The organism is Mesorhizobium sp. BHscii (assembly GCF_053848065.1).
On record NZ_JBSPKW010000016.1, the window covers coordinates 65,826 to 90,001 of the forward strand.

Here is a 24,176-nt window from a genome sequence, read left to right on the forward strand (position 1 = left end):
TAATCGTTTGGGGCTTTAAAGCAATTTTCAAGCGGGTCGTTGAACGGCGGTGAGGGTCCAACTTTGGGGGGGGGAACTCGCCCTCACTTTTAGGTGTGACTAGATCGGGCAGAGCCCCGGCGGCGCATGCCGGGGCTGTGCTCTGCGGTGACTTCCGCGTGGTCGGATGGCGCGTTGACGGACGTTACAATCACCTCGCCGAAGGTGGCGGGAGCGTAAGCCTCCAAATCAACGCGGCAGAGCTTTTGGAGCGGATTGGGCCTCACTTTGACCAGATCGAAGTCGAGGTCGATGCATTGAACGAATTGAGAGAAAAGCCCGCCGGAACCATCCGGCTCTCAGCGCCTGACTATGCAATCAGCAGCATCCTTTGGCCCAAGCTGAAACGCTTTCTCCCGAAATATCCCGACATCAAGGTCGAACTCCTGCTCGACAACGGCCTCACCGACATCGTGACAGAGCGCTATGACGCCGGGGTCCGCATGGGCGAGCAGCTTGCGAAAGACATGATCTCCCGCTCGCATCGGGCCGGATTTCCGGTTCGCGGTCGTCGGCGCCAAGTCCTACTTTGCCGAGCATCCCGAGCCGGAGACGCCGCAGGATCTCGTGCAGCACGATTGCATCAACTACCGTTTTCCAACGTCCGGGCTCTTTATGTATCGGAGTTCGAGGAGAACGGCCGCGAGATCAAAATTCGCGTCGATGGGCAGCTCGTCTTCAATAACATCTTTCATGTCCTGGACGCTGCGCTGGCCGGCCGCGGCCTCGGGTATGTTCCGGAAGAAATTGCCCTTCCTCACATCGCGAAAGGTCGGCTGGCCCGGATACTGGAAGGTTGGTCGCCATATTGGGATGGCTACCATCTCTATTATCCGAGCCGCCGGCAGTCCTCATTTTCTTTCGTGGCCCTGGTCGATGCGCTGCGCCATCGCGAGTAACGCAACGAAGGACGACGACAACCGTCTTTACATCACGGCTGGCAAGAGGACGTGAACGGCCGAGGCTGCGTCGAAACCCAGTCCTGTCCTGCTTTTTGGCGAAAGCCCGAGTGCAACAGCCGGTTGCAACCGGCGCCAATTCGCGTGCAGATCCGCGCTGTCAGATCTCGCTGTCAGATCTAATCCATCAGTCAGGGTTGCTGTATTGCTGCGAGCTTCCAGTCGCCACCGTTCTGGCGCGTGAAGGTCCACAGTTCGGTTGTTTCCGTGGGTCGATCGGCTTCGCCCGCGACGATCTTGCCGCTGGCGCGATCGCGCATCACGTCGTGAGACTCGTAGCGCAAGGCAGCCGTCGCGTAGTCGCGATCATCTTCCCGCCAGCTCTCCGCAATGTCGGCCTCCAACAGGCTGACATTCGAGGCATCATTCCTGATGCCCTTTTTGGCATTGTCGGCAAGTTCTTCGGACAGGTACGACACCATCTCGGGGGTTGCCAGCCGGCGCAAACCAGCATGATCTTCGCGCCCGAATGCTTCCTGAACCTCCGTCAACCGCTGCTGGAATATATCGAGGTCGGCCTGCGTCATTGTAATTTTATCGGAGGCTTGCGCCGTCCGGCCAAATCCGGATCCGATGCCTGGAATGGGGAAAGATGAGACGTTGTCCGACTCGGGCTGAGCTGCCGCGTTTCGCCCAAAGTTCCCCATGCTGCGCGGAACGCCGGCCATGGCGGGCGCTTGGTTGCGTGCCGATTGCGACCGGAAAAAGCGGATGGCCAACATGATCGCGCCGCCGATCAGCAGCCCTTGAAGCAGCAGGCCCAACATGCCGGCCAAGCCGCCGAACCCTTGGCCCAAAAGAAGTCCGATCAGACCACCGAGCAGCAGGCCGCGCATCATCGAACCGCCGAGGCCGCTGAAGATCCCTGGTCGTTGGGGTGCCTGTGACTGGCGGGCCGCATTGTTCGTTGCGGGCGTCATCGAGCGCTCCACCGGCGCGGCCGGCTGTGGCGCCGTCCTGGTCGGCGGGACCGACTGGAACGTGCGCGTGCCGCGGCTGCCGAAGCTGCCGCCACGCCGCGCCTCAGCGTAATCGGCCGTGACCATGGACAATGCCAGGAACAGTCCTGCAAACAAAACTGCAAACCGGCTCGAACGCGAAATCATCATGGCAAATCCCTAGGCGATACTCTTCGCGCTCATATGGGGTGCGCCGATCGAAATATCAGTGGGCCCACCTTCGATATTCAGAATTCCGGGGCCGCCTCGACTCCAGACACGGCAGCCGACCGTGATCCTTCTGCCACCTTGCGCGTTGTCGCCTGAGGCACAACGAGGAGACGAACGGTGTTTGCAGGTTTCAGAGCCACCAGCTTGCAACTGGACGACACGACCATTTTCGCAAGGGTCGGCGGAACCGGTCCGCCGCTGCTGCTGCTTCATGGTTTTCCCGAAACGCATCTGATGTGGAGGGATATCGCCGTGGCCTTGGCGCCCGACTTTACGGTGATCGCCGCCGATCTTCGAGGCTATGGGCAAAGCGGGTGCCCGGTCTCCTCTGCCGATCATAGCCCATACGCCAAGCGCGCCATGGCCGGCGACATGGTTCAAGTGATGAAACAGCTGGGATTTAAGCAGTTCATGGTTGCTGGACATGATCGTGGCGGGCGGGTCGCCTATCGCCTGGCGCTCGATCACCCCGATGAAATCTCCAAGATCGCGGTCCTCGACGTCATCCCCACCGCCGCCGCGTGGGATAGGGCGGACGCCAGACTGGCTCTCGGCTTCTGGCCCTGGAGCCTTCTTGCGCAACCGGAGCCTCTGCCGGAGCGACTGATAGGCGCCGCGCCGGATGCCATCGTCGACAATGCGATTGTGCAGTGGGGGTCGCCGGCAGAAATGTTCTCTACGGAGGTCAGGGACGCCTATGTCGAGGCGCTTCGCGATCCCGTTCATATTCATGCGATTTGCGAAGAGTATCGGGCCGCTGCCACGATCGATCGTGAGCATGACGCGGCGGACCAGGCAAATGGTCGTCGCATTGAGTGCCCGCTACTGGCACTGTGGAGTAGCGAAGGCGGCCTTGAGACCTGGTATGCAAGGGAAGGCGGACCGCTGGCTATTTGGAGAAAATGGGCCGACAGGGTTGAAGGAAGCCCTGTTCCGGGCGGGCACTTCTTTCCCGAAGAGCACCCTCACCAGACCGGAGCGGCTCTCTCGAAGTTCTTCGAGGACAATAGGGGGAATGACGCGTCGAACAGAGTATTGTAGAGGTCACATGCTTCCGTTACGCAAAACCTCGGGAACAATCGAGAACCCTCTGATATTCGCCCGGTCGGCGTCAAACCTGCTTGATAAAAAATGAAGGCGATCACTGCAGCCACGCCCCTGATTTGCAGCTTCGTATTTATCGGAGGTTGCGCATCGCCCTTCCACGCATCCTTTGATGCCGCGAAATACGACAAGATGAGCTGCGTCGAACTCAACGTGGCCATGGGCGAAGTCGCCAAGGAGATGTCGGCGACAGCGATCACTCGGGGCAAAGTCGCGAAAAGCAATATTCCGGACTGGCTATGGGGCGCCCGGCGTGTCGCCTCTGCCGTCACTGCCCGCCAGAGCGCAAAAATCGAGCAGCTGCGGCAGCAGGAGGCTGCGATCGCGGCGGTGAGACGAAGCAAGTGCTGATTGCGCCGCCGCAGTGGTCTAAGTGGCTACCCGTCGGCGCGATCGCCTTGATGCAATCTTCAGACCGACACCCCGGACTGGTGCGCGGCGATTGCGCCAAGGAATATCTGGCCGAATTCCCTGAGCTTCGCGGCGCCGACGCCATTGACTGCGGCGAAGGCGTCGAGGTCGCGCGGGCAGCGTTCGGCCATATCGATCAGTGTACGATCGGAGAAGATCACGAACGCCGGCACCTGGCGCTCCCGGGCAAGACGCAGCCGTACCGCCTTGAGCGTGGCCAAGAGGGCGGTATCCAGGTCTTCCGTACCCGCAGCAGCAGCGGGACGCGTCTTACCACGCGACGCGCGGCTCCGCACCTCGACGCGATAGCGGAACGAGACGTCGCCACGGGCCAGCTCAAGACCTTTTTCGGCGATGGCGAGGCCGCCATGGCCGCCTGAGTCCAGTGTCAGGAATCCTCCCGCGACGAGTTGGCGGACCAAGGACAGCCAGACATCCTTCTTGTGCGCCACACCGGTCCCGAAGCTGGCAAGCCTGTGGTGGTTCCTGGCCAGGACCTTCTCGGTTTCATGGCCGAGCAGAACGTCGACGATATGGGCAGCGCCAAAGCGCTCGCCGGTCTGCGCGATGGCCGCGAAGACGATCCGCGCCTCCGCCTCGCCATCCGCTTGCGGCGTCTGGTCAAGGCAGTTGTCGCAATTGCCGCAAGGCGTTGCTGTTTCGCCGAAGTAGCCAAGCAGGATCTGGCGACGGCACTGGGCCGTTTCGCAATAACCGATCAGCGTGTCGAGCCGGCCATGCGCGCGTCTTTTATGCTCCGCCGGTGCGTCCTCGTCGTCGATGAAAAGCCGCCGCATGCGGATATCGCCGAGACCGAAGAGCATATGTGCCTCGGCAGCCCGCCCGTCGCGGCCAGCACGGCCGATTTCCTGATAATAGGCTTCGAGGCTGCCCGGCAGATCGGTATGGAAGACATAGGCGACGTCAGACTTGTCGATCCCCATGCCGAAGGCGATGGTCGCCACCATCACGACGCCGGACAAGGTCATGAATGCGTTTTGATTCGCTTCACGCGCGTCCTTGCTCATGCCGGCATGATAGGCGAGCGCGCGCACGCCGTTCTTCTCGAGGAACGCCGCCATCTCTTCCGTCTTCTTGCGCGACAGGCAATAGACGATGCCGCTGCGGCCGGCATGACGCTGTACGAAGCTCAGCAATTGGCGCTTGCCGTCCTGCTTGGCCTCGATGCCAAGCTTGATGTTCGGCCGGTCGAAGCCCAGCACCAGGGTTTCGACGCAGCCAGCGAACAGCTGTGCGGCGATGTCGGTGCGCGTCGTCTCGTCCGCTGTCGCCGTCAGCGCAATGATCGGCACATCAGGAAAGATGCCGCGCAGCCGCGACAACTCTTCATATTCGCGCCGGAACGCCGGACCCCATTGGGAGATGCAATGCGCCTCGTCGACAGCGATCAGCCGGATGTCGAGCCTGGCCAGCGCCTCAAGCATCCGCGGGGTCATGAGCCGCTCCGGCGCCAGATAGAGCAGGCGAGTTTGGCCAGCCGCGACACGGCGCCATGCGGCGACATTGGCATCGCGATCGAGCGAGGAATTAATCGTATCGGCCGCCACGCCGGCAAGGCGCAATGCGGCGACCTGGTCCTGCATCAGCGCCACCAGCGGCGAAACGACAATGGTGAGCCCGCCAAGGACCAGCGCCGGGACCTGGTAGCAGAGCGATTTGCCAGCGCCGGTCGGCATCACAGCCAGCACATGACGCCCGGCCAGCAGTGCCTCCGTCACAGCATCCTGGCCGGGACGAAAATTATCGAAGCCGAACACATCCTTCAGGACACGCCGCTTGGGATCCTCCGCCCGGACGCTCGCCGTCGATACCTGCATCAGGGAATTTCTACGATCGGCGCCGCCTGAAAAGGTAGCGTGGGAGCGGCCACTTGCGATGTGACCTACCACAGCTCCCCCGCGAATCTGCAGATGCCTGCCTTGACCGCAGATTCGAATGCTCGATCACCCCTCAAGTCCCGTCTCCGTCGGCGCCGTCTGAAAGATCTCCCTCATTGGCGGATATGGGATCATGATTCCAGCCCCTATTCGCTTTGCCTGTGAATATCGCGTCGGCTCTGGCCGGGTTAATCCTATCTTCATCATAATTCGGCAGGTTCAGGTTCTGCGGTGATGTTTTGAGTACCGCGGCGCCACAAGCGCCCAGGCAACACGCCCGCGTCTCTCCGGAGGCGCGGGCTTTTCGTTTGCGAAGATAGCTGCCGCTGCGTAGTGACTTGCGTTCGTTCTTGTAGCGTCAGGCGAGGAAATCGGCGCGGTGCGGCGTAAAGCTGTCGACCAGGCGCCCGGCCTCGAGCGCCTTGACGCCATGGACCAAATTGGAAGGGACAATGAAGCTGCTTCCAGCTTCCAAGATCTCGGTCCTGCCGTCGATGGTGACCTCGAAGCGACCTTCGGCGACGTAGCTCGCCTGGACATGCGGGTGCGAATGCAGCGCACCGACACCGCCCTTGTCGAAACCGAACTCGACCATCATCAGTTCGTCCGTGTGCAGCAGCACGCGCCTGCGATTGCCATCCGGGGTCGGCGTCCATGCGCCCTCGCCGGCGTGCGAAAATATCTTGGTTCCAGTCATCGCCAAATCCTCATCTGGCCTCATCGCGCCAACCAGCCGCCGTCCACCGGCACCACTGCGCCATGCATGTAGTTTGACGCTGGCGCCAGCAGGAAGACGGCCGCGTCGCCGATGTCTTCCGGCCCGCCCCAACGCCCGGCTGGAATGCGCGCCAGAATGGCGGCGCTGCGGTCTGGATCGGCACGCAGCGCCTCGGTATTGTTGGTTTCGATGTAGCCGGGCGCAATGCTGTTGACGTTGATGCCTTTCGACGCCCATTCGCAGGCGAGCAACCGGGTGATGCCGAGCACGCCATGCTTCGACGCCGTATAGGAGGCGACGCGGATGCCGCCCTGGAAGCTCAGCACCGACGCGATGTTGACGATTTTGCCGCGCCGTTCCGGATCGGCAAGCACGCGCGTGGCGAAGCTCTGGCTGAGAAAAAAGACTGTCTTCAGGTTGACGTCCATGACGTCGTCCCAATCGGCTTGCGTCAGATCGACGGCGTCGGCGCGCCGGATGATGCCAGCATTGTTGACCAGCCCGTCGAGCGGCCCGGATTCGTCCCAGATGCGATCGAGTACCGCCTGGGCGGCTGCATGGTCGACAAGATCGCAGCGCACCGCCTCGAAGCGTCCGCCCGCCGCAGCGACCTTTTCCGCCGTCTCGTCCATCGCCGAACGGCCGACGCCGACCACCGCACCACCGGCGCGCGCGATCGACAGGGCGATGCCTTGGCCGATGCCGGTGTTGGCGCCAGTGACGAGGATGCGTTTGCCGGCCAGGCTGAATGCGGAGAGGTCGCTCACCGCAGCTCTTCCATCGCTATCGGATCGACGTCGGTATAGTCGACATTGTCGCCAGCCATCGCCCAGATGAAGGCGTAGTTGGAGGTGCCGGCGCCCGAATGGATCGACCATCCCGGCGACAGCACCGCTTCTTCATTGCGCATGACGAGATGGCGTGTCTCATCCGGTTCGCCCATGAAATGGAACACGCGCGCCGCTTCCGGCAGATCGAAGTAGAGGTAAGCCTCCATGCGCCGATCATGCACATGGCACGGCATGGTGTTCCAGACCGAGCCTGACGCAAGCTGGGTCATGCCGACGACGAGTTGGCAGGTTTTGACGCCTTCGGCATGGATGAACTGGAAGATCGAGCGTTCGTTGCAGGTCGCCTGGCTGCCGAGATCGAGCCGCTTGGCATCGCCGATGCGGATCAGCTGGCTGGGATGGCTCTGATGCGCCGGCGCGCTGAGCAGATAGAATTTAGCCGGCTCGGCTGGGTTGACTGAGGCGAACGACAGCTCGTTGGCGCCCATGCCGAGATATAGCATGTCGCGCGGCTGCAGCTCGTAGGATCGGCCGCCAGCTTTCACGATGCCGCTGCCGCCGATGTTGACGGCGATCAGTTCGCGGCGATCGAGAAAATTCTTTGTCCCGGTCGGCTTGATCGCTTCCAGCGGCAGCGGGATGCCCGCGGGCATGGCGCCGCCGACGATCATGCGGTCGTAATGAGTGTAGGTCAGGCCGATGCGGCCGAGCTGGAACAGGCCTTCGATCAGGAAATTATGACGGAGCTCGTCCGTCCCCATCGCCGCGGCAGTAACAGGGTCGATGGCGAAGCGCGAGGTGAAGTCAGTGTGATTGTCAGTGTGATTCATTGCTGTCCCATTGGGCTGCCTCATTGGTCATTCGGTTGCCGCGGCCTTGACAGACTCGGCATAAAAACTCTGACGCGCGTGCAAGCGCTCACGATAGCGCTGCTGGCTCGCGGTGAGATGCGCGCGCATGGCCTCGCGCGCGGCCTCGGCATCGCCTGATATAATGGCGTTCAGGATCACCAGATGCTCGCCTTGCAGCCCACGCTGGTAGAGGTCGGATTGGGCGAGCTCGGTGGACCACGGTGACGTCACGTCGCAAGGAATGGCACGCCGGCCGAGCACATCGAGCATCTCGACATAGAACGGATTGTTGGTGGCGCTGGCGATCGCGCGGTGGAAGGCAAGGTCGGCCGGACCTGTCGGCTCGCTGTTCAAGAGCAGCCGCTCGAACTCGAAGAACGCCTCCTGGATCGCTGCTTCCTGCGCGGCATTGCGACGGATAGCGGCGAGCCCGGCGGACTCGATCTCGATCGCCAGGCGCACCTCGAGCACGTTGAGGGCGATCGAATCCTTGCTGCCCATATCCGCGGCCAGCGTGCCGAACATCGTCGAGATATGCTCGGTGACGAAGACCCCGGCGCCTTGCCGCGGCTCGACCAGACCGTCGGCGGCAAGCTTGGCCAGCGCTTCGCGGATGACGGTGCGGCTGACCCCGAAAGTTTCGGTCAGCTGGCCCTCGGTCGGCAGCTTTTGGCCCGGCTGGATCTCGCCCGCCTGCAACTGCTTGCGGATCGACGCGACCACGGTCTCCGACAGCTTGGGCTTGCGTTCGACCTTCAGGCTGATCGCCGTATCCGATGCCATTGCCAACCCCTATTTGAAGACGCTCGGCAGCCATAGCGAGATGGCCGGAATGTAAGTGACGAGCCCCAGCACCACGAGGCCTGCGCCATAGAATGGCCAGATCGAGCGCATCGCTTCCCAGACGGATATCTTGCCCACTGCGCACGCCACGAACTGCACCGCGCCCACCGGCGGCGTGTTCAGCCCGATGCCGAAGTTGAGGATCATGATGACGCCGAAATGCACCGGATCGACGCCGTAGGCCTGCGCCACGGGCAGGAAGATCGGCGTGCAGATGATGATCGTCGGCCCCATGTCCATGAACGTGCCGAGGAACAGCATCAAGAGATTGAGCAGGAGAAGCACGACCAGCGGATCCTCTGAGATCGCGTTCATCGAGGCTATCAGCGCTGCCGGCACTTTCAGGAAGGCCATCAACCACGAGAACGCCGCCGCCATGCCGATGATAAGCAGCACCATGGCCGTGGTGCGCACCGCGCCATGGGTGGCATGAACGAAACCTTCCCAGGTCATCTGCCGGTAAACCAGGACCGTCACGAGCAACGCATAGATGACGGCGATGCAGGAACTCTCGGTGGCCGTGAAAACGCCCGATCGCACGCCGCCGAAGATGATCGCGATCAGCAGCAGGCCGGGCACCGCGATAGCGAGGAGATGCGCGACGGCGGCGAAGCCCGGAAACGGCTCGGTCGGATAACCGCGGGAGCGCGCCACGAAATAGGCGGTGATCATCAGTGCGAGAGCCAATAGCAGCCCCGGGATAATGCCGGCGGTGAACAGGTCGGCGATCGAAATCTTTCCGCCTGCCGAGATCGAGTAGATGATCATGTTGTGCGACGGCGGCAGGAGCAGCGCGATCAGCGCCGCCATCGAGGTGACGTTGACGGCGTAATCGGCTCCATATCCACGCGCCTTCATCTGCGGGATCATCAAGCCGCCTACCGCCGCTGCCTCCGCCACCGCGGAGCCCGAAATGCCGCCGAACAGTGTAGCGGTCGCGATGTTGACCTGCCCGAGGCCGCCGCGCATGTGGCCGACGAGCGAGCCGGCGAAGGCAACGATCTTGCTGGCGATGCCGCCGCGCACCATCAAGTCGCCGGCGTAGATGAAAAACGGAATGGCCAGCAGCGAAAAGACGCTCATGCCGGAATTCAGGCGCTGGAACACGATGAGCGGCGGCAGGCCCATGTAGAGGACGGTGGCAAAGCTTGCGACGCCGAGGCAGAAAGCGATCGGCGTGCCGATGAGCATCAGAACGGTGAAGACGCCGAAGAGTATCCAGAGTTCCATGGCGTCAGACCTTCACGTTCGCTGTGTCGAGTTCGGCTGCGACTTCCGCAGGCGGCAGTTCATCGAGCGCATCGTCGATCGGCGCACCGGAAAGGCGAAGCACGATGCGCTCCAGCGTGAAGAGCACGATGAGCGCGCCTCCCGCGACAAGCGGGACGTAGTCCCAGCCTCCTGATATGCCGAGCGACGGCAAGGTGGCACCCCAGGTCAATGCAACCAGCTGGCTGCCATACCAGATCATGCCGATGCCGAAGGCGAGCGCGACGAGGTCCGAGATCATCCTCAGCCAACGCTTGCCGCCCTTCGGCAGGACGTAGAGCAGGACGTCGAAGCCGAGGTGATAGTTCTCGCGCACCCCGACGGCCGCGCCGAGGAAAATGAACCAGCTCATCAGCATCACCGAGCCCTGCTCGGTCCAGCTCGGCGACCGGTTCAGAACATAGCGGCCGAACACCTGCCAGGCGACGAAGGCGGTCATCAGCACCAGCCCGACGCCGGCAATCCACAGCGCCGCCGTGCTGACACGCGACATCACCCGCGCGATGCCGGGCAGGGGCAGTCTCTGTTCTGAGCTGGAGGTCACCGGTTCTCTCCGCAAGAGGATGGCGGCGCGGAATGCCCGCGCCGCCGCTTGATCACTGCACGGCCTTGATGGCCTCGACCATCGCCTTCAGCTTGTCGTCCTTGACGTGCTTTTCGTAGACCGGACCCATCGCGTCGATGAAGGGCTGCTTGTCCGGTGTCGTGATCTGCGAACCGGCCGCCTCGACCTTGGCACGCGATTCCTTGACCTTGGCGGCCCACAGCTCACGCTGCTTGGCGACGCTTTCCTTGGCGGCCGCCTTGAAGATCGCCTGGTCTTCCGGCGTCAGTTTGTCCCAGCTCGACTTCGCCATGACGAAGGCTTCCGGCACCATCGTGTGCTCGTCGAGCGAATAGAACTTGGCGACTTCCGCATGCTTGGCGGTGTCGTAGCTCGGAAAATTGTTCTCCGCGCCGTCGATGACCCCGGTCTCGATCGCCGAATACACTTCGCCATACGGCATCGGCGTCGCGTTGGCGCCGAGTGCAGCCACCATGTCGACGAAGATGTCGGACTGGATAACGCGGAACTTCATGCCGGCCAGATCGGCTACAGTGTTGATCGGCTTCTTCGAATTGTAGAAGGAGCGCGCGCCGCCGTCATAAAAAGCGAGCAGCACCAGCCCGACCTGTTCGAACGCCGCCGCAATCTGGTCGCCGACCGGCCCGTCCATGACCTTGTGCATATGGTCTTCCGAGCGGAAGATGTAGGGCAGCGAGGGCACGGTGGTTTCCGGGATGAGTCCGTTGAACGGCGCCATCGAGACGCGGTTGAGGTCGATCACGCCGGAGCGCACCTGCTCGATCGTGTCCTTTTCCTCGCCGAGCTGCGCGGAATGATAGACATCGACCGAATAGCGGCCGGCCGTGCGCTCTTTGACAAGCTCGCCAAAATATTTGACCGCCTCGACCGTCGGATAGCCGTCCGGGTGCGTGTCGGACGAGCGCAGAACCGTCTGGGCGCTTGCCGTTCCGGCCATCAGTGCGGCGGCCAGTAGCGTAGCTCCCGCCAGTCTAGAAAAATGCAGCATTGGTTTCCTCCCGTTGAACGATGGCGGCAATCGCCCTTAGAGCCGGTACGCCTTTTTTGCGAGCGTATAGGCAAGTTCCTGCGCCAGCTCGTGCGCCTCGTCTTCGCGGAGCCGATGCTCGGCGACGAGACGCGCAAGAAAGGCGCAATCGACCCGACGCGCCACCTCGTGGCGAGCCGGGATGGATGGAAAGGCGCGGGTGTCGTCGTTGAAGCCGACGGTGTTGTAGAAGCCGGCCGTCTCGGTGGTCATCTCGCGAAACCGGCGCATGCCCTCAGGGCTGTCGTGGAACCACCAGGCCGGCCCGAGCTTCAGCGCCGGGTAGACGCCGGCGAGCGGCGCCAGTTCGCGCGCATAGCTGGTCTCGTCGAGCGTGAAGAGGATGATGGTGAGGTCGCGCTCCAGCCCGACGCAGTCGAGCAGCGGCCTCAGCGCCGTCACATAGTCGGTTCGGATCGGGATATCGAACCCCTTGTCCCTGCCGAACCTCCGGAAGACGGCAGGCGAATGATTGCGCCAGGAGCCGGGATGGATCTGCAGGACCAACCCATCGTCGCGGCTCATCTTGGCCATTTCGGTCAGCATCTGGGCACGAAACAACTTTCGCTCGCGCTCGTCGTCCGAGCCCCGGCGGATGCGGTTGAACAGCTCCTGTGCGGCGGCATCCGACAGATTGGCGGTCTCCGCTGTCGGATGGCCGTGATCCGACGCGGTGGCGCCAAAACTTTTGAAGAAGGCCCTTCTCTGGCGATGCGCATCGAGATAGCCGGCCCAGGTGCCGGTGTCGCAGCCGGTGATGTCGCCGAGCCGATCGAGATTGGCCGAAAAGCCTTCGAAGTCGGGATCGACGACTGCATCCGGCCGGTAGGCGGTGACGACGCGGCCCTCCCAGCCGCTGTCGCGGATCATCTGGTGCCATCTGAGATCGTCGAGCGCGCCTTCGGTCGTCGCGATGACCTCGATGTTGAAGCGCTCGAACAGTGCGCGTGGGCGAAAATTCTCCCACTGCAGCAGGGTCGCAATTATATCGTAGTGGCGGTCGGCCGTCGCCGCGTTCAGCGGCTCTTCAATGCCGAACAGATGGGCAAGCACATAGTCGAACCACAGGCGCGTCGGCGTGCCGCGGAACAGATAATAGTGCTCGGCGAAGCGCCGCCAGATCGTCCTGCCGTCGGTCTCCACCGGTGAGCCGTCGAGCGTCGGCACACCAAGGTCCTCGAGCCGGACGCCCTGGCTGAACAGCATGCGGAAGATATAATGGTCCGGCACGATCAACAATTGCGCCGGATCGGGAAATGCCTCGTTGAGCGCATACCAGCGCGGATCGGTGTGACCGTGCGGGCTGACGATCGGCAGATCCTTCACCCCGGCATAAAGCTCGCGGGCAACCGAACGCGGACGCGCCTCCGAGGGAAACAGCAAATCCGGATCGGTCAATGCGGCCACGTCGTTCCTCCCAACCCGGCCATCGGTAGGATCGGAAATAAATTATGTCAACATACAAAAAATAGATTGTTGTATGATGACTTTTACGCAACGTCAGCCCATTGTGCGGGAAAGAAACGGATGTTACGCCGCATGCTGGCCAACCCGGCACCAGCTCGATCAGACCCATCGCACGATGACACACAGTCGCCTTTCCAACACTACGCGGCAGGCATTGCCGGCCTCGGTCGCGGTCCCAGGATACGACCGCAACCGTGTCCTACCCGGCATCGTCCATCTCGGCGTCGGCGCATTCCACCGCGCCCATCAGGCAGCCTATGTCGACGATTGCCTGGCGGCGGGAGAGATGGATTGGGGCATTATCGGCGTCTCGCTGCGCAGCACCGAGACACGCGACGCGCTGGCGCCGCAGGACGGGCTCTACACGCTGGCGGTCAGGAGCAGCGACAGCGAAAGCCTGCGCGTCGTAGGCTCGATCGTGTCGATGCTGGTGGCCCCGGAAAATCCGGGTGCGGTGCTGGCCGCGCTGACTGACCCGCGCACCTCCATCGTCACGCTTACGATCACCGAAAAGGCCTATCTCAGGGCGGCGGGTGGCGGACTGGACACAGCCCATCCCGACATTGTCCACGATCTGGCCAACCCGCGCACGCCGCGAACGGCGCATGGTTTTCTCGCCGAATCGCTTGCGCGCCGGCGCGCCGCCGGTATCCAGCCATTCACCGTGCTGTGCTGCGACAATCTCCCGGCCAATGGCGCCACGCTGCACCGGCTGCTGGTCGAATTCGCCGCGTTGCGCGGCACCGATCTCGCCCGCCATATCGCCGACGAGGTGGCGTTTCCGTCGACCATGGTGGATCGCATCGTGCCGGCGACCACCGATGCCGACCGGGCACGGATATCAGGCCAGCTCGGCATCGAGGACGCCTGGCCTGTGATGACCGAGCCGTTCTGCCAATGGGTGGTCGAAGATGATTTCCCGGCGGGCAGGCCGGACTGGGAAAAGTTCGGCGTTACCATGGTCGGTGATGTCGGGCCGTTCGAGGACATGAAGTTGCGCCTGCTCAACGGCTCGCATTCGGCCATCGCCTATCTCGGCCTGCTCAGCGGCTATGAGACGGTCGACCGCGCCTTCGCCGATCCGGCGATCCGGCAATTCGTCGACGGATTGTGGGCCGAAGCCATCACAACGCTACCGAAAGACGCCGGGCTCGACACGGCCGACTACACCGCCCAGCTTGCCAAGCGCTATTCGAACACCGCGCTCGCCCATCGGACGGCGCAGATCGCCAATGACGGCAGCCAAAAACTGCCGCAGCGCATCGTTGCCTCGGCCATGGAGCGGATGAGTGCCGGTGCGCCGCCCGCGCATCTGATGCTGGTGGTAGCCGCCTGGATCGCTGCTTGCGAGGCGCGCGGCGAAGCATTGCCGGAAAGCCATTTCACCGACCCGCTCGACTTGGCCCTGGCTGCACTCGACACTCGGCATCTGTCGGCGGGCGAAACGGTGGCGGCGGTGTTCGACCTGGCCGGCTTCGCCAAGGGCGGTGCTGAGCGCCTGACGCTGATCGACCTCGCGGCCGCCCATCTCGAACGCTTGCGCCAGGGCGGCGTGGCTGCCGCTTTCACAGCGCTGGGCATACAGGGTGCGAAAACATGAGGCAGAACCGCGCGCCGTCGTGCGTGCGGTGGAGGCGGCGACGACTTGAAGCTATTTGCCTGTCAGACCGTCCAAGGTGTGCCGTGACGAGTAGTCGACACCTCTGGAGTTCCAAAACAGGCGAACGCCCTTGCCGACCAAATTCTCATACGGAATAGTGCCCATATCAAAACGGCTATCGGCGGAACTGTCGCGATTGTCGCCAAGCATGAAGTAGCGGCCGGCCGGAACGACAACAGGCTGGGTGTTGTCGCCCGTCGATCCGCCGATCACGTCGAGGACCGAGTAGGAGACGCCGTTCTGCAATGTTTCGCGCTGCACTTTGGCTGACCGGATTTCATCGGAGGAGTAAGAACCGGTCTCTTCAAGCTTCACCGCATGGTCGTTGATGTGAAGGACGCCGTCGATCATCTGGATCTTGTCGCCAGGAAGGCCGACAATGCGCTTGATGTAGTCGGTGCTGGGATCAGACGGCCGCCTGAAGACTGCGATATCGCCTAGCGCCGGCGCCGTGTCGAACGTCCGCCCTTCGATCGGCAGCAAGCCAAAGGGGACGCTGTGGCGGCTGTAGCCGTAAGCAAATTTGGACGCGAACAGATAGTCGCCGACCTCAAGCGTTGGCACCATGCTGCTGGCCGGTATTGAGAATGGCTGAAACAGGAACGACCGGATCGCAAACGCAGCCAGAGACGAGGCCAGAAAGGCCAGCACCAGAACCGAAAGTCCATGCGCGTACCACTTGTCCGGCTTGAATCGATGCGCAAAGGGAACAACGAGCACCACCGAAAATATCGCTATGCCGATACTTGAAAGATTGGCCAATCCGGAAAGATCGATGCCCGGCAAAACCGGGAACCCGATGTAGCAAAGGGCGATGCTTGCGGCACTGATCGCGACCAGACTTATGACCGCCAGCTTGCCGCTGCCGATCCAAAGAAATCCGCCGAACGGGCCGCCAAAGGCCGACACCAGGGCCGCCGACCATCCGGATCTCGACCTTGTGTCTTCAGTCACCGGGTACCGCCCCCAAGGCAAGCAAAGTCGGACTGTCCCTCAAACAAAAAAGCGAGGCAAGCCTCGCTTAGCAATTGCCGGACTGATCTTCGCTTCAAGCAGGCAGGATGGCGCCTTCGAGTGTGGTGAGTTGGCTAAGAAACTGCTCGGCCTTGCTGCGCGTCTGGTCGTCCTTGGCGTCGGCGACGTCTTCCCTGGCTTCCTGGATACGGCGGGTCAGGTCGGCGCGATCGATGTCGCCGACGGCTACTGCCGATTCGGCGAGCAGCGTGCAGCCGGCCGGAACGATGTCGGCAAAGCCGCCGAACACGACGTAGCGTTCTTCCTTGCCTGCCGCGGTCTTCACCGTGACGACGCCCGGCTTGATCGTGGTCATGACCGGCGCGTGATGGGCCATGACGGTCATTTCGCCTTCGGCGCCCGGAATGACGACGGACTCGACCTGCTCGGAAACCAGCAGGCGCTCCGGCGAGACCAGTTCGAATTGAAAGCTGTCGGCCATTATTGAATCTTCTCTTTGGCTAAGGCTTCCACGTCCTGAATGTGGGTGCCGCAGAATGGACAGTACGCCATTGCTTGGTCCATGTACGCCAGACCGTTTTCTGTCTCAATAATTCCCACGACCATCATCAATACCCCGTTTTCGGTAAGGTATATTGACGGCGACGCGGGCTCCGGAATATCTGCTGTCACTTCTCTCAGCGTGTGACAGCAGAAGTCCGGATCTACATCTTCGACCATTAAGCCGCTTCGGCCGCCAGGCGCTGTGCCTTCTCGACGGCTTCCTCGATGCCGCCGACCATGTAGAAGGCGGCTTCCGGCAGGTGATCATAGTCGCCATTGCAGAGGCCCTTGAAGCCCTTGATGGTGTCGGCGAGATCGACCAGCTTGCCCGGCGCGCCGGTGAACACTTCGGCGACGAAGAAGGGCTGCGACAGGAAGCGCTCGATCTTGCGGGCGCGGGCCACCGTCTGCTTGTCCTCTTCGGACAGCTCGTCCATGCCCAGGATGGCGATGATGTCCTGCAGCGACTTGTAGCGCTGCAGGATCGACTGCACCTGGCGCGCGACCTGGTAGTGCTCTTCGCCGACGACCATCGGGTCGAGCATGCGCGAGGTCGAATCGAGCGGATCGACGGCCGGATAGATGCCCTTTTCCGAAATCGCGCGGTTGAGCACGGTCGTCGCGTCCAGGTGGGCGAACGAAGTCGCCGGCGCGGGGTCGGTCAGATCGTCGGCCGGCACGTAGATCGCCTGCACCGAGGTGATCGAGCCCTTGGTCGTCGTCGTGATGCGCTCCTGCAGCGCACCCATGTCGGTGGCCAGCGTCGGCTGGTAGCCCACGGCCGAAGGAATACGGCCGAGCAGCGCCGACACTTCGGAGCCAGCCTGCGTGAAGCGGAAGATGTTGTCGACGAAGAACAGCACGTCCTGGCCCTGGTCGCGGAAATATTCGGCAACCGTCAAGCCGGTCAGGCCGACGCGGGCGCGCGCACCCGGTGGCTCGTTCATCTGGCCGTAGACGAGCGCCGCCTTGGATCCTTCGCCGCCGCCCTTCTTGTTGACGCCGGACTCGATGAACTCGTGATAGAGGTCGTTGCCTTCGCGGGTGCGCTCACCGACGCCGGCGAACACCGAGAAGCCGCCATGCGCCTTGGCAACGTTGTTGATCAGTTCCTGGATCAGCACCGTCTTGCCGACGCCGGCGCCGCCGAACAGGCCGATCTTGCCGCCGCGGGCATAGGGCGCAAGCAGGTCGAGGACCTTGATCCCGGTGACCAGGATCTGCGCTTCCGTCGACTGCTCGACATAGGCCGGAGCCGGCTGGTGGATGGAGCGCATCTCGATGCCGTCGACCGGGCCTGCCTCGTCGACCGGCTCGCCGATGACGTTGATGATTCGACCGAGCATGCCGGGGCCGACCGGCACGGTGATCGGTGCGCCGGTGTCATAGACGTCCTGGCCGCGAACCAGACCTTCGGTCGAATCCATGGCGATGCAGCGCACGGTGTTTTCGCCGAGATGCTGGGCCACCTCGAGCACGAGGCGATTGCCGACATTGGACGTTTCCAGCGCGTTCAGGATCGCCGGCAGATGTTCGCCGAACTGCACGTCGACCACGGCGCCGATGACCTGGCGAACCTTGCCGGCCAAGCCAGTCTTGTTGATGGCAACGGTCGGCGCCTTCGCCGCGGCAGCCTTGGCGGGCGCCGCCGCTTTCTTGGCCGGAGCGGCCTTCGCTGCCGCTGCCGGAGCCTTTGCCGGTGCTGCCGCCGTCGCGGCAGCCTTCGGGGCCGCCTTCTGGGGGGTCGCTGCTTTCGCCATCGTCTTTACCCTTTTCGTCTCTTTGTTTCTCACGCAATCCGCCTGAAGGTCGCTGACCTTCATCGGAGCGCGCCTAGAGCGCCTCGGCGCCCGAAATGATTTCGATCAATTCCTTGGTGATCTGCGCCTGCCGCTGGCGGTTGTAGGTGATCGACAATTTGTTGATCATGTCGCCAGCGTTGCGCGTCGCATTGTCCATGGCGCTCATCTTGGCGCCCATCTCGCCGGCCGCGTTTTCGAGCAGCGCACGGAAGACCTGTACGGAAATGTTGCGCGGAATGAGGTCGGAGAGGATTTCGCCCGGCTCCGGCTCGTATTCATAGACGGCATTGCCGCCACCGGCCACCTCGGCGGGGGCGGAAGCCACGCCTGCCGGAATGATCTGCTGCGTCGTTGGAACCTGGCTGATAACCGACTTGAACTGAGAATAGAACAGCGTGCAGATGTCGAAGCCGCCCTCGTTGAAGAGCTGGATGACTTTTTTGGCAATGGCATCGGCGTTGATGAAGCCGAGCGTCTTCACTTCGCGCAGGTCGACGCGCTCGAGGATCAGCGCCGCGTAGTCGCGGCGCAGGATGTCGAACCCCTTCTTGCCGACGCAGATGATCTTGACCTGCTTGCCATCGGCCAGAAGCTTGCGGATGTGGTCGCGGGCAAGGCGTGCGATCTGCGAATTGAAGCCGCCGCACAGACCACGCTCAGCGGTGCAGACGACGAGCAGATGCACGTCGTCCTTGCCGGTGCCGGTCATCAGCGCCGGGGCCTCGCCACCGCCGCCAATCGCCTGGGTGATGTTGGCCAGCACAGCGCCCATGCGCTCCGAATAGGGGCGCGCCGCTTCCGCCGCTTCCTGCGCGCGACGCAGCTTCGCCGCGGCGACCATCTGCATCGCCTTGGTGATCTTCTGCGTCGCCTTGACCGAGGCGATACGGTTACGAAGGTCTTTTAGTGAAGGCATGCTTCAAACCTGATCCCGTCCGTCCGGCTTCGTTCAAGCAAAGGTCTTGGCAAAGGTGTCGATCTCCGCCTTCAGCTTGGCACGCAGATCGTCCGACAGCGCCTTCTCCTTGCGGATGCCGTCGAGCACCTCTTTGCCGGCCGAGCGCATGTGGCTGAGCAAGCCATGCTCGAATTTGCTGACCTGGTCGATTGCCAGCTTGTCGAGATAGCCGTTCACGCCGGCGAAGATCACCGCGACCTGCTCCTCGACCTTGAGCGGCGAGAATTGCGGCTGCTTCAGGAGTTCGGTCAGGCGCGCCCCGCGATTGAGCAGGCGCTGCGTGGCGGCGTCGAGGTCGGAGCCGAACTGGGCGAAGGCCGCCATTTCGCGATATTGCGCGAGCTCGCCCTTGATCGAGCCGGCGACCTGCTTCATCGCCTTGATCTGCGCCGAGGAGCCGACGCGCGACACCGACAGGCCGACATTGACCGCCGGGCGGACGCCCTGGAAGAACAGATTGGTTTCCAGGAAGATCTGGCCGTCGGTGATCGAGATGACGTTGGTCGGGATGTAGGCCGACACGTCGTTGGCCTGGGTCTCGATGATCGGCAGCGCCGTCAGCGAACCGCCGCCATTGTCGTCATTTAGCTTGGCGGCCCGCTCCAGCAGGCGCGAATGCAGGTAGAAGACGTCGCCCGGATAGGCTTCGCGGCCGGGCGGGCGGCGCAGCAGCAGCGACATCTGGCGGTAGGCGACGGCCTGCTTCGACAGGTCGTCGTAGCTGATCAGCGCATGCATGCCGTTGTCGCGGAAATATTCGCCCATGGTGCAGGCGGTGAACGGCGCCAGGAACTGCATCGGCGCCGGATCGGAAGCGGTGGCGGCGATGATGATCGAATAGTCGAGCGCGCCGCGCTCTTCGAGAACTTTCACGAACTGCGCGACGGTCGAGCGCTTCTGGCCGACGGCGACGTAGACGCAGTAGAGCTTTTCCTTCTCCGGCCCGTGTTCGTGTACCGATTTCTGGTTGAGCATCGTGTCGAGGATGATCGCGGTCTTGCCGGTCTGGCGGTCGCCGATGACCAGCTCGCGCTGGCCGCGGCCGACCGGGATCAGCGCGTCGATGGCCTTGAGGCCGGTCGACATCGGCTCGTTCACCGATTTGCGCGGAATGATGCCGGGCGCCTTGACGTCGACGCGCTTGCGCTCGGTCGCCTGGATCGGGCCCTTGCCGTCGATCGGGTTGCCGAGCGCGTCGACGACACGGCCGAGCAGGCCCATGCCGACAGGCGTGTCGACGATAGCGCCGGTGCGCTTGACGATGTCGCCTTCCTTGATGTCGCGGTCGGCGCCGAAGATGACGACGCCGACATTGTCGGCTTCGAGGTTGAGCGCCATGCCGCGGATGCCGCCGGGGAACTCGACCATCTCGCCGGCCTGAACATTGTCGAGGCCATAGACGCGGGCGATGCCGTCACCGACGGACAGAACCTGGCCGACTTCGGAGACCTCGGCCTCCTTGCCGAAATTCTTGATCTGGTCTTTCAGAATTGCGGAAATTTCCGCGGCGCGGATGTCCATCAGCCGACCTCTTTCAGTGCAAGCTTGAGCGAATTGAGTTTGGTTTTAAGCGACGTGTCGATCTGGCGCGAGCCAATCTTGACCACCAGCCCACCGAGCAGCGACGGATCGACGGTCACGGTGATCGCGACATCCTTGCCGGCAACGCTTTTCAGCGCCGCCTTCAGCTCGGTTTGCTGGGCGTCGGTCAGCGCATGCGCCGAGGTAACTTCAGCGGCGGTCTCGCCACGGTGCTCGGCGGCGACCCGGCGGAATGCCTTGATCATGCCGGGAATGGCGAACAGACGGCGGTTCTGGGCGACGACGCGCAGGAAATTGCCGGTGAGGCCGGTGATCCCTGCCTTGTCGGCGATCGCCGCAATGGCCTTGGCCTGGTCCTCGCTGGAGAACACCGGGCTGTTGATCAGACGGGCAAGTTCCGCACTGCCTTCGAGCATTGCCGCGAAACTGTTGAGGTCGGCCTCGACCTGGGCCACCGAATTCGCCTGGAGCGCGAGCTCGAACAGCGAACCCGCATAGCGCTCTGCGACACCTGAGATTGGCGATGACGATTGGGCCACGGACCGTCTTTTCTCTTGTCTGACAGGCCGCAGATTGTTGGCGCGAGCGAAAACTCTAGCTAAATCTTTGACCTTACTGCGTTTTTCCAAGCACGGAGGCGCGGCTTCCGCTATCCCCGGCCGAAAGTCGATTGCCGTCTAGCACAGGCATTTTAAGACCGCAATGCGTCGTCCCGCATGGTTTTCAGGCACTATTGTCGCATCCGGCGGTGCGGTTCGACCGTCGGTCCCGAATTAGCCTTTGATTCAAGGCACAAAGCCGAAGGCGAAGGCAAGCGGCAGCGCCGCCAGCACCAGTTCCACCACGATGGACGCCCAGTTGAAAGGCGTGTTGGCGCCGTCCGACATCATCGACAGCAGGCGGCCGAAGGCGGTGAACAGCCAGGAAAAGCCAAGCGCCATGTAAAGCAGCGGTTGCGCCAGCAGAATGCAGCACAGGCTGACGCCAAGATAAAAACCCGACATCCGGCCGCGCCCTTCGGCGATCGCTGCCGCCTTCTCAGGCTTGACCTGCAGCCGCAGAATCCGGAAGGCCAGCCCCGGCGCCAGGAACAGCAGCAGGCCGAACAGCAAGGTCACAACGGCGCTCGACCACGCCAGCCACTCGCCCTGGCTCATCGGCCACGGAAACGCAAATTCCATACTGCCCCCTCGAAAATGGCTGGTTCGAAATTTCGGGCATTCTAGCGAAGGAAGAGACATGCGCCAGATGGCGTCGGCAAATTACGGAAAACCTGTGAGCTGACGGCCTCTCACAAAAAGCTCTGCGGGTCGATGTCGACCTGCACCCGCACCGAGCCCCGTATCTTCGGTCCCTCGGCCAGCATGGTGCGAATGAACCCCTGCATGTCGGCGCGCCGCTCGCCCTGGATCAGCAGGCGAAAGCGATGGCGGCCGCCGATCAGCGACAGCGGCGCCTCGGCCGGGCCGAGCACGAACAGGTCGGAGGCCTGGCGCGCCGCCCGCCGCAGGCCGCGGGCGTGCCCTTCGGCTTCCGCCCGCGTCGCCGCACTGACGATGACGCCGGCGAGCCGGCCGAAGGGCGGCAGCGCCGCCCGCTCGCGCTCGGCAATCTCGCGTTCGTAGAAGGCCTCGGCATCGCCGGAGACGATCGCCCGCATCACCGGATGGTCGGGCTGGAAGGTCTGCAGCAGGCCAAGGCTCTTCTTGCCGGTACGGCCGGCGCGGCCGGTCACCTGGCTGAGCAGCTGGAAGGTGCGCTCGGCGGCACGCGGATCGCCATTGGCCAGGCCAAGATCGGCGTCGACCACGCCGACCAGGGTCATGTTTGGGAAATTGTGGCCCTTGGCGACGAGCTGCGTGCCGATGACTATGTCGGCCTCGCCGTTGGCGATGGCTTCAAGCTCTAACCTCAGCCGCCGCACGCCGCCCATCAGGTCGGACGACAAGACGATGGTTCGGGCGTCGGGGAAATGCGCGACGACCTCTTCGGCGATGCGTTCGACGCCCGGCCCGCAGGCGACCAGATGATCAAGCGTGCCGCATTCCGGGCAGGCCTCGGGCCGTCGCTCATTGTGTCCGCAATGGTGGCAGACGAGCTGGCCGCGAAAGCGGTGCTCGACCAGCCAGGCCGAGCAGACCGGGCAGCCGAAGCGATGGCCGCAGACCCGGCACAGCGTCAGCGGCGCATAGCCGCGCCGGTTGAGGAACAGCAGCGACTGTTCCTTTTTCTCCAACGTCTGCCGCATATGGCCAAGCAGCACCGGCGACAGGAAACCGCCGCGCGCCGGCGGAGCGCGGCGCATGTCGATCGTCTTCAGGTCGGGAAGCGCCGCCTCGGCGAAGCGCGCCGAAAGCACCGCCCTGCTATAGCGGCCTTGGCTCGCATTGACCCGGCTTTCGACCGACGGCGTGGCTGAGGCGAGCACCACCGGAAAGCCGCCGATATGGCCGCGTACCACCGCCATGTCGCGCGCATTGTAGAAGACGCGGTCTTCCTGCTTGTAGGCCGGGTCGTGCTCCTCGTCGACGACGATCAGCCCGAGTTCCCTGAACGGCAGGAACAGCGCCGAACGCGCGCCGGCAACGACGCGGACGCCACCTTCCGCCACTTGCCGCCAGACGCGCTCGCGCATCCTTGGCGGCAGGTCCGAGTGCCATTCCGCCGGCTTGGCGCCGAACCGTTCCTGGAAGCGCTCGAGGAAGGCATGGGTCAGCGCGATCTCCGGCAGCAGGATCAGCACCTGCATGCCACGGTCGAGCGCCGCCGCAACCGCCTCGAAATAGACCTCCGTCTTGCCCGATCCGGTTACCCCGTCGAGCAGCGTGACGCCGAATGCGCCGGCGGCGACATTGGTGCGCAGCATCTCGGCCGCATCGCTCTGGTCCGGCATCAGCGAAGGCTGGGCGTAATTCGGATCGGGTGCTGCGACCACCGGTCGCGGCGGGATCATAACCGTATCGAACACGCCTTGCGCTTTCAGCCCGTCGATAACGGTCGACGAGACGCCGGCGGCATGCGCCAGACCGGACCGCGTCCAGGCGAGCCCGCCTTCGGCTGTTTCCAGCACGCGCATCCTCGCACCCGTCATCCGGTCGGGTTTAGCGAAGGTGCGTTGCAGCCCTTCGATCCACGGTTCCGGGTCGAAGGCCTCCGGCGCCCGCAGCAGCATGCGCGCCACCATACCGGGCGGCGACAGCGTGTATTGCGCGATCCAGTCGACGAAGCGGCGCATGGCGCGGTCGATCGGGGGGCAGTCGAAGACCTGCTCGATCGGGCGCAGCTTCTTGGCATCGACCTTTTCGACGGCGCCGTCCCAAACGATACCGGCGACCTGGCGCGGACCGAGCGGAACGCGCACGATCGAGCCCGGCACCACGCGCATGCCGGCGGGCACGGCATAGGTGTAAGGCCGCTCGGCGGGCATCGGCACCAACACCGGTGCGGCCGCGACAAAGGGCGAATCTTCGATCATGAGGCGTGACCTTGCCCCGACTTTGGTCTAGATCAAAGTCCGACCCCAAATGTGCGTGACATGCACATGAAAAAATCTTCAGGAGACCG

The 24,176-nt window shown here is 63.2% G+C and carries 23 protein-coding genes; 4 read left to right on the forward strand and 19 right to left on the reverse strand.

Features of this window, described 5'->3' with window-relative positions; translation table 11 throughout:
* Positions 1 to 158: 158 nt before the first annotated feature.
* Positions 159 to 938: a LysR substrate-binding domain-containing protein gene (locus ACWTU7_RS21370; RefSeq protein ID WP_455840130.1), complete on the forward strand. Its 780-nt coding sequence runs from the start codon at positions 159 to 161 to the stop codon at positions 936 to 938.
* A gap of 191 nt (positions 939 to 1,129) precedes the next feature.
* Here ACWTU7_RS21370 and ACWTU7_RS21375 read toward each other — a convergent pair whose 3' ends face one another.
* The gene (locus tag ACWTU7_RS21375) at positions 1,130 to 2,104 is read right to left on the reverse strand and encodes a Tim44 domain-containing protein (protein WP_455840184.1); all 975 of its coding nucleotides are present in this window, start codon (positions 2,102 to 2,104) and stop codon (positions 1,130 to 1,132) included.
* Positions 2,105 to 2,284: 180 nt separating this feature from the next.
* Between ACWTU7_RS21375 and ACWTU7_RS21380 the strand changes: the two genes are divergently transcribed.
* On the forward strand, positions 2,285 to 3,208 hold the full coding sequence (locus ACWTU7_RS21380; RefSeq protein WP_455840129.1) for an alpha/beta fold hydrolase: 924 nt from the start codon (positions 2,285 to 2,287) through the stop codon (positions 3,206 to 3,208).
* Positions 3,209 to 3,298: 90 nt separating this feature from the next.
* Positions 3,299 to 3,622: a hypothetical protein gene (locus ACWTU7_RS21385; protein WP_029349021.1), complete on the forward strand. Its 324-nt coding sequence runs from the start codon at positions 3,299 to 3,301 to the stop codon at positions 3,620 to 3,622.
* A gap of 59 nt (positions 3,623 to 3,681) precedes the next feature.
* On the opposite strand, the gene recQ is transcribed toward ACWTU7_RS21385, so the two are convergent.
* The 9 genes from recQ to uxaC all read right to left on the reverse strand — a co-directional run bounded on the left by recQ (position 3,682) and on the right by uxaC (position 13,072).
* Positions 3,682 to 5,520: a DNA helicase RecQ gene (gene recQ, locus ACWTU7_RS21390; protein WP_455840128.1), complete on the reverse strand. Its 1,839-nt coding sequence runs from the start codon at positions 5,518 to 5,520 to the stop codon at positions 3,682 to 3,684.
* A gap of 418 nt (positions 5,521 to 5,938) precedes the next feature.
* Entirely contained in the window at positions 5,939 to 6,277 is a 339-nt protein-coding gene (locus ACWTU7_RS21395) for a cupin domain-containing protein (RefSeq protein WP_455840127.1), read from the reverse strand.
* 20 nt (positions 6,278 to 6,297) lie between these two features.
* On the reverse strand, positions 6,298 to 7,065 hold the full coding sequence (gene kduD / locus ACWTU7_RS21400) for a 2-dehydro-3-deoxy-D-gluconate 5-dehydrogenase KduD (protein ID WP_455840126.1): 768 nt from the start codon (positions 7,063 to 7,065) through the stop codon (positions 6,298 to 6,300).
* Entirely contained in the window at positions 7,062 to 7,919 is an 858-nt protein-coding gene (kduI, locus tag ACWTU7_RS21405) for a 5-dehydro-4-deoxy-D-glucuronate isomerase (RefSeq protein WP_455840125.1), read from the reverse strand. The genes kduD and kduI overlap by 4 nt, the downstream gene beginning before the upstream one ends.
* Positions 7,920 to 7,946: 27 nt before the next feature.
* A complete protein-coding gene (locus ACWTU7_RS21410) occupies positions 7,947 to 8,723 on the reverse strand; it encodes a FadR/GntR family transcriptional regulator (protein ID WP_455840124.1) in 777 nt (258 codons plus the stop codon).
* Positions 8,724 to 8,732: 9 nt separating this feature from the next.
* A complete protein-coding gene (locus ACWTU7_RS21415) occupies positions 8,733 to 10,013 on the reverse strand; it encodes a TRAP transporter large permease (RefSeq protein ID WP_127209765.1) in 1,281 nt (426 codons plus the stop codon).
* A 4-nt stretch (positions 10,014 to 10,017) separates the two neighbouring features.
* Positions 10,018 to 10,545 carry a TRAP transporter small permease gene (locus tag ACWTU7_RS21420; protein ID WP_029349033.1) on the reverse strand — a complete coding sequence of 176 codons (528 nt, stop codon included), beginning with the start codon at positions 10,543 to 10,545 and terminating at the stop codon, positions 10,018 to 10,020.
* A 103-nt stretch (positions 10,546 to 10,648) separates the two neighbouring features.
* The gene (locus tag ACWTU7_RS21425; RefSeq protein ID WP_029349035.1) at positions 10,649 to 11,626 is read right to left on the reverse strand and encodes a TRAP transporter substrate-binding protein; all 978 of its coding nucleotides are present in this window, start codon (positions 11,624 to 11,626) and stop codon (positions 10,649 to 10,651) included.
* A gap of 36 nt (positions 11,627 to 11,662) precedes the next feature.
* A complete protein-coding gene (gene uxaC / locus ACWTU7_RS21430) occupies positions 11,663 to 13,072 on the reverse strand; it encodes a glucuronate isomerase (protein WP_455840123.1) in 1,410 nt (469 codons plus the stop codon).
* 175 nt (positions 13,073 to 13,247) lie between these two features.
* Here uxaC and ACWTU7_RS21435 point away from each other — a divergent pair, with 175 nt between their 5' ends.
* Entirely contained in the window at positions 13,248 to 14,732 is a 1,485-nt protein-coding gene (locus ACWTU7_RS21435) for a mannitol dehydrogenase family protein (protein WP_455840122.1), read from the forward strand.
* Between the two features lie 51 nt (positions 14,733 to 14,783).
* Here the strand turns inward: ACWTU7_RS21435 and lepB are convergent, their stop codons facing one another.
* From lepB to ACWTU7_RS21480, 9 genes are all read right to left on the reverse strand, one after another.
* Entirely contained in the window at positions 14,784 to 15,746 is a 963-nt protein-coding gene (gene lepB, locus ACWTU7_RS21440) for a signal peptidase I (RefSeq protein ID WP_455840121.1), read from the reverse strand.
* A 94-nt stretch (positions 15,747 to 15,840) separates the two neighbouring features.
* The gene (locus ACWTU7_RS21445) at positions 15,841 to 16,248 is read right to left on the reverse strand and encodes a F0F1 ATP synthase subunit epsilon (RefSeq protein WP_455840120.1); all 408 of its coding nucleotides are present in this window, start codon (positions 16,246 to 16,248) and stop codon (positions 15,841 to 15,843) included.
* Positions 16,248 to 16,487 (reverse strand): hypothetical protein, encoded by a 240-nt coding sequence (locus ACWTU7_RS21450; RefSeq protein WP_455840119.1) that lies wholly within the window; start codon positions 16,485 to 16,487, stop codon positions 16,248 to 16,250. Before ACWTU7_RS21450 ends, ACWTU7_RS21445 begins: the two co-directional genes overlap by 1 nt.
* Positions 16,487 to 18,070, reverse strand: coding sequence for a F0F1 ATP synthase subunit beta (atpD, locus tag ACWTU7_RS21455; protein ID WP_455840118.1), 1,584 nt, complete (start codon positions 18,068 to 18,070; stop codon positions 16,487 to 16,489). Before atpD ends, ACWTU7_RS21450 begins: the two co-directional genes overlap by 1 nt.
* A gap of 73 nt (positions 18,071 to 18,143) precedes the next feature.
* On the reverse strand, positions 18,144 to 19,028 hold the full coding sequence (locus ACWTU7_RS21460; protein ID WP_029349044.1) for a F0F1 ATP synthase subunit gamma: 885 nt from the start codon (positions 19,026 to 19,028) through the stop codon (positions 18,144 to 18,146).
* 33 nt (positions 19,029 to 19,061) lie between these two features.
* On the reverse strand, positions 19,062 to 20,591 hold the full coding sequence (gene atpA, locus ACWTU7_RS21465; RefSeq protein WP_029349046.1) for a F0F1 ATP synthase subunit alpha: 1,530 nt from the start codon (positions 20,589 to 20,591) through the stop codon (positions 19,062 to 19,064).
* Entirely contained in the window at positions 20,591 to 21,151 is a 561-nt protein-coding gene (locus ACWTU7_RS21470) for a F0F1 ATP synthase subunit delta (RefSeq protein ID WP_455840117.1), read from the reverse strand. Before ACWTU7_RS21470 ends, atpA begins: the two co-directional genes overlap by 1 nt.
* A gap of 246 nt (positions 21,152 to 21,397) precedes the next feature.
* Complete coding sequence (locus ACWTU7_RS21475) at positions 21,398 to 21,793, reverse strand: AGROH133_08824 family phage infection protein (RefSeq protein WP_065011182.1); 396 nt, start codon at positions 21,791 to 21,793, stop codon at positions 21,398 to 21,400.
* A gap of 110 nt (positions 21,794 to 21,903) precedes the next feature.
* A complete protein-coding gene (locus tag ACWTU7_RS21480) occupies positions 21,904 to 24,087 on the reverse strand; it encodes a primosomal protein N' (RefSeq protein ID WP_455840116.1) in 2,184 nt (727 codons plus the stop codon).
* Between the last annotated feature and the right edge of the window lie 89 nt (positions 24,088 to 24,176).

Excerpts from the sequence above, each read along its gene's own strand:
- ACWTU7_RS21375 (WP_455840184.1), bottom strand. The coding sequence starts at position 2,104 with ATGATTTCGCGTTCGAGCCGGTTTGCAGTTTTGTTTGCAGGACTGTTC.
- ACWTU7_RS21385 (WP_029349021.1), top strand. The coding sequence starts at position 3,299 with ATGAAGGCGATCACTGCAGCCACGCCCCTGATTTGCAGCTTCGTATTT.
- recQ (WP_455840128.1), bottom strand. The coding sequence starts at position 5,520 with ATGCAGGTATCGACGGCGAGCGTCCGGGCGGAGGATCCCAAGCGGCGT.
- ACWTU7_RS21395 (WP_455840127.1), bottom strand. The coding sequence starts at position 6,277 with ATGACTGGAACCAAGATATTTTCGCACGCCGGCGAGGGCGCATGGACG.
- kduI (WP_455840125.1), bottom strand. The coding sequence starts at position 7,919 with ATGAATCACACTGACAATCACACTGACTTCACCTCGCGCTTCGCCATC.
- ACWTU7_RS21410 (WP_455840124.1), bottom strand. The coding sequence starts at position 8,723 with ATGGCATCGGATACGGCGATCAGCCTGAAGGTCGAACGCAAGCCCAAG.
- ACWTU7_RS21415 (WP_127209765.1), bottom strand. The coding sequence starts at position 10,013 with ATGGAACTCTGGATACTCTTCGGCGTCTTCACCGTTCTGATGCTCATC.
- ACWTU7_RS21420 (WP_029349033.1), bottom strand. The coding sequence starts at position 10,545 with ATGTCGCGTGTCAGCACGGCGGCGCTGTGGATTGCCGGCGTCGGGCTG.
- ACWTU7_RS21425 (WP_029349035.1), bottom strand. The coding sequence starts at position 11,626 with ATGCTGCATTTTTCTAGACTGGCGGGAGCTACGCTACTGGCCGCCGCA.
- ACWTU7_RS21435 (WP_455840122.1), top strand. The coding sequence starts at position 13,248 with ATGACACACAGTCGCCTTTCCAACACTACGCGGCAGGCATTGCCGGCC.
- ACWTU7_RS21445 (WP_455840120.1), bottom strand. The coding sequence starts at position 16,248 with ATGGCCGACAGCTTTCAATTCGAACTGGTCTCGCCGGAGCGCCTGCTG.
- ACWTU7_RS21450 (WP_455840119.1), bottom strand. The coding sequence starts at position 16,487 with ATGGTCGAAGATGTAGATCCGGACTTCTGCTGTCACACGCTGAGAGAA.
- atpD (WP_455840118.1), bottom strand. The coding sequence starts at position 18,070 with ATGGCGAAAGCAGCGACCCCCCAGAAGGCGGCCCCGAAGGCTGCCGCG.
- ACWTU7_RS21460 (WP_029349044.1), bottom strand. The coding sequence starts at position 19,028 with ATGCCTTCACTAAAAGACCTTCGTAACCGTATCGCCTCGGTCAAGGCG.
- atpA (WP_029349046.1), bottom strand. The coding sequence starts at position 20,591 with ATGGACATCCGCGCCGCGGAAATTTCCGCAATTCTGAAAGACCAGATC.
- ACWTU7_RS21475 (WP_065011182.1), bottom strand. The coding sequence starts at position 21,793 with ATGGAATTTGCGTTTCCGTGGCCGATGAGCCAGGGCGAGTGGCTGGCG.
- ACWTU7_RS21480 (WP_455840116.1), bottom strand. The coding sequence starts at position 24,087 with ATGATCGAAGATTCGCCCTTTGTCGCGGCCGCACCGGTGTTGGTGCCG.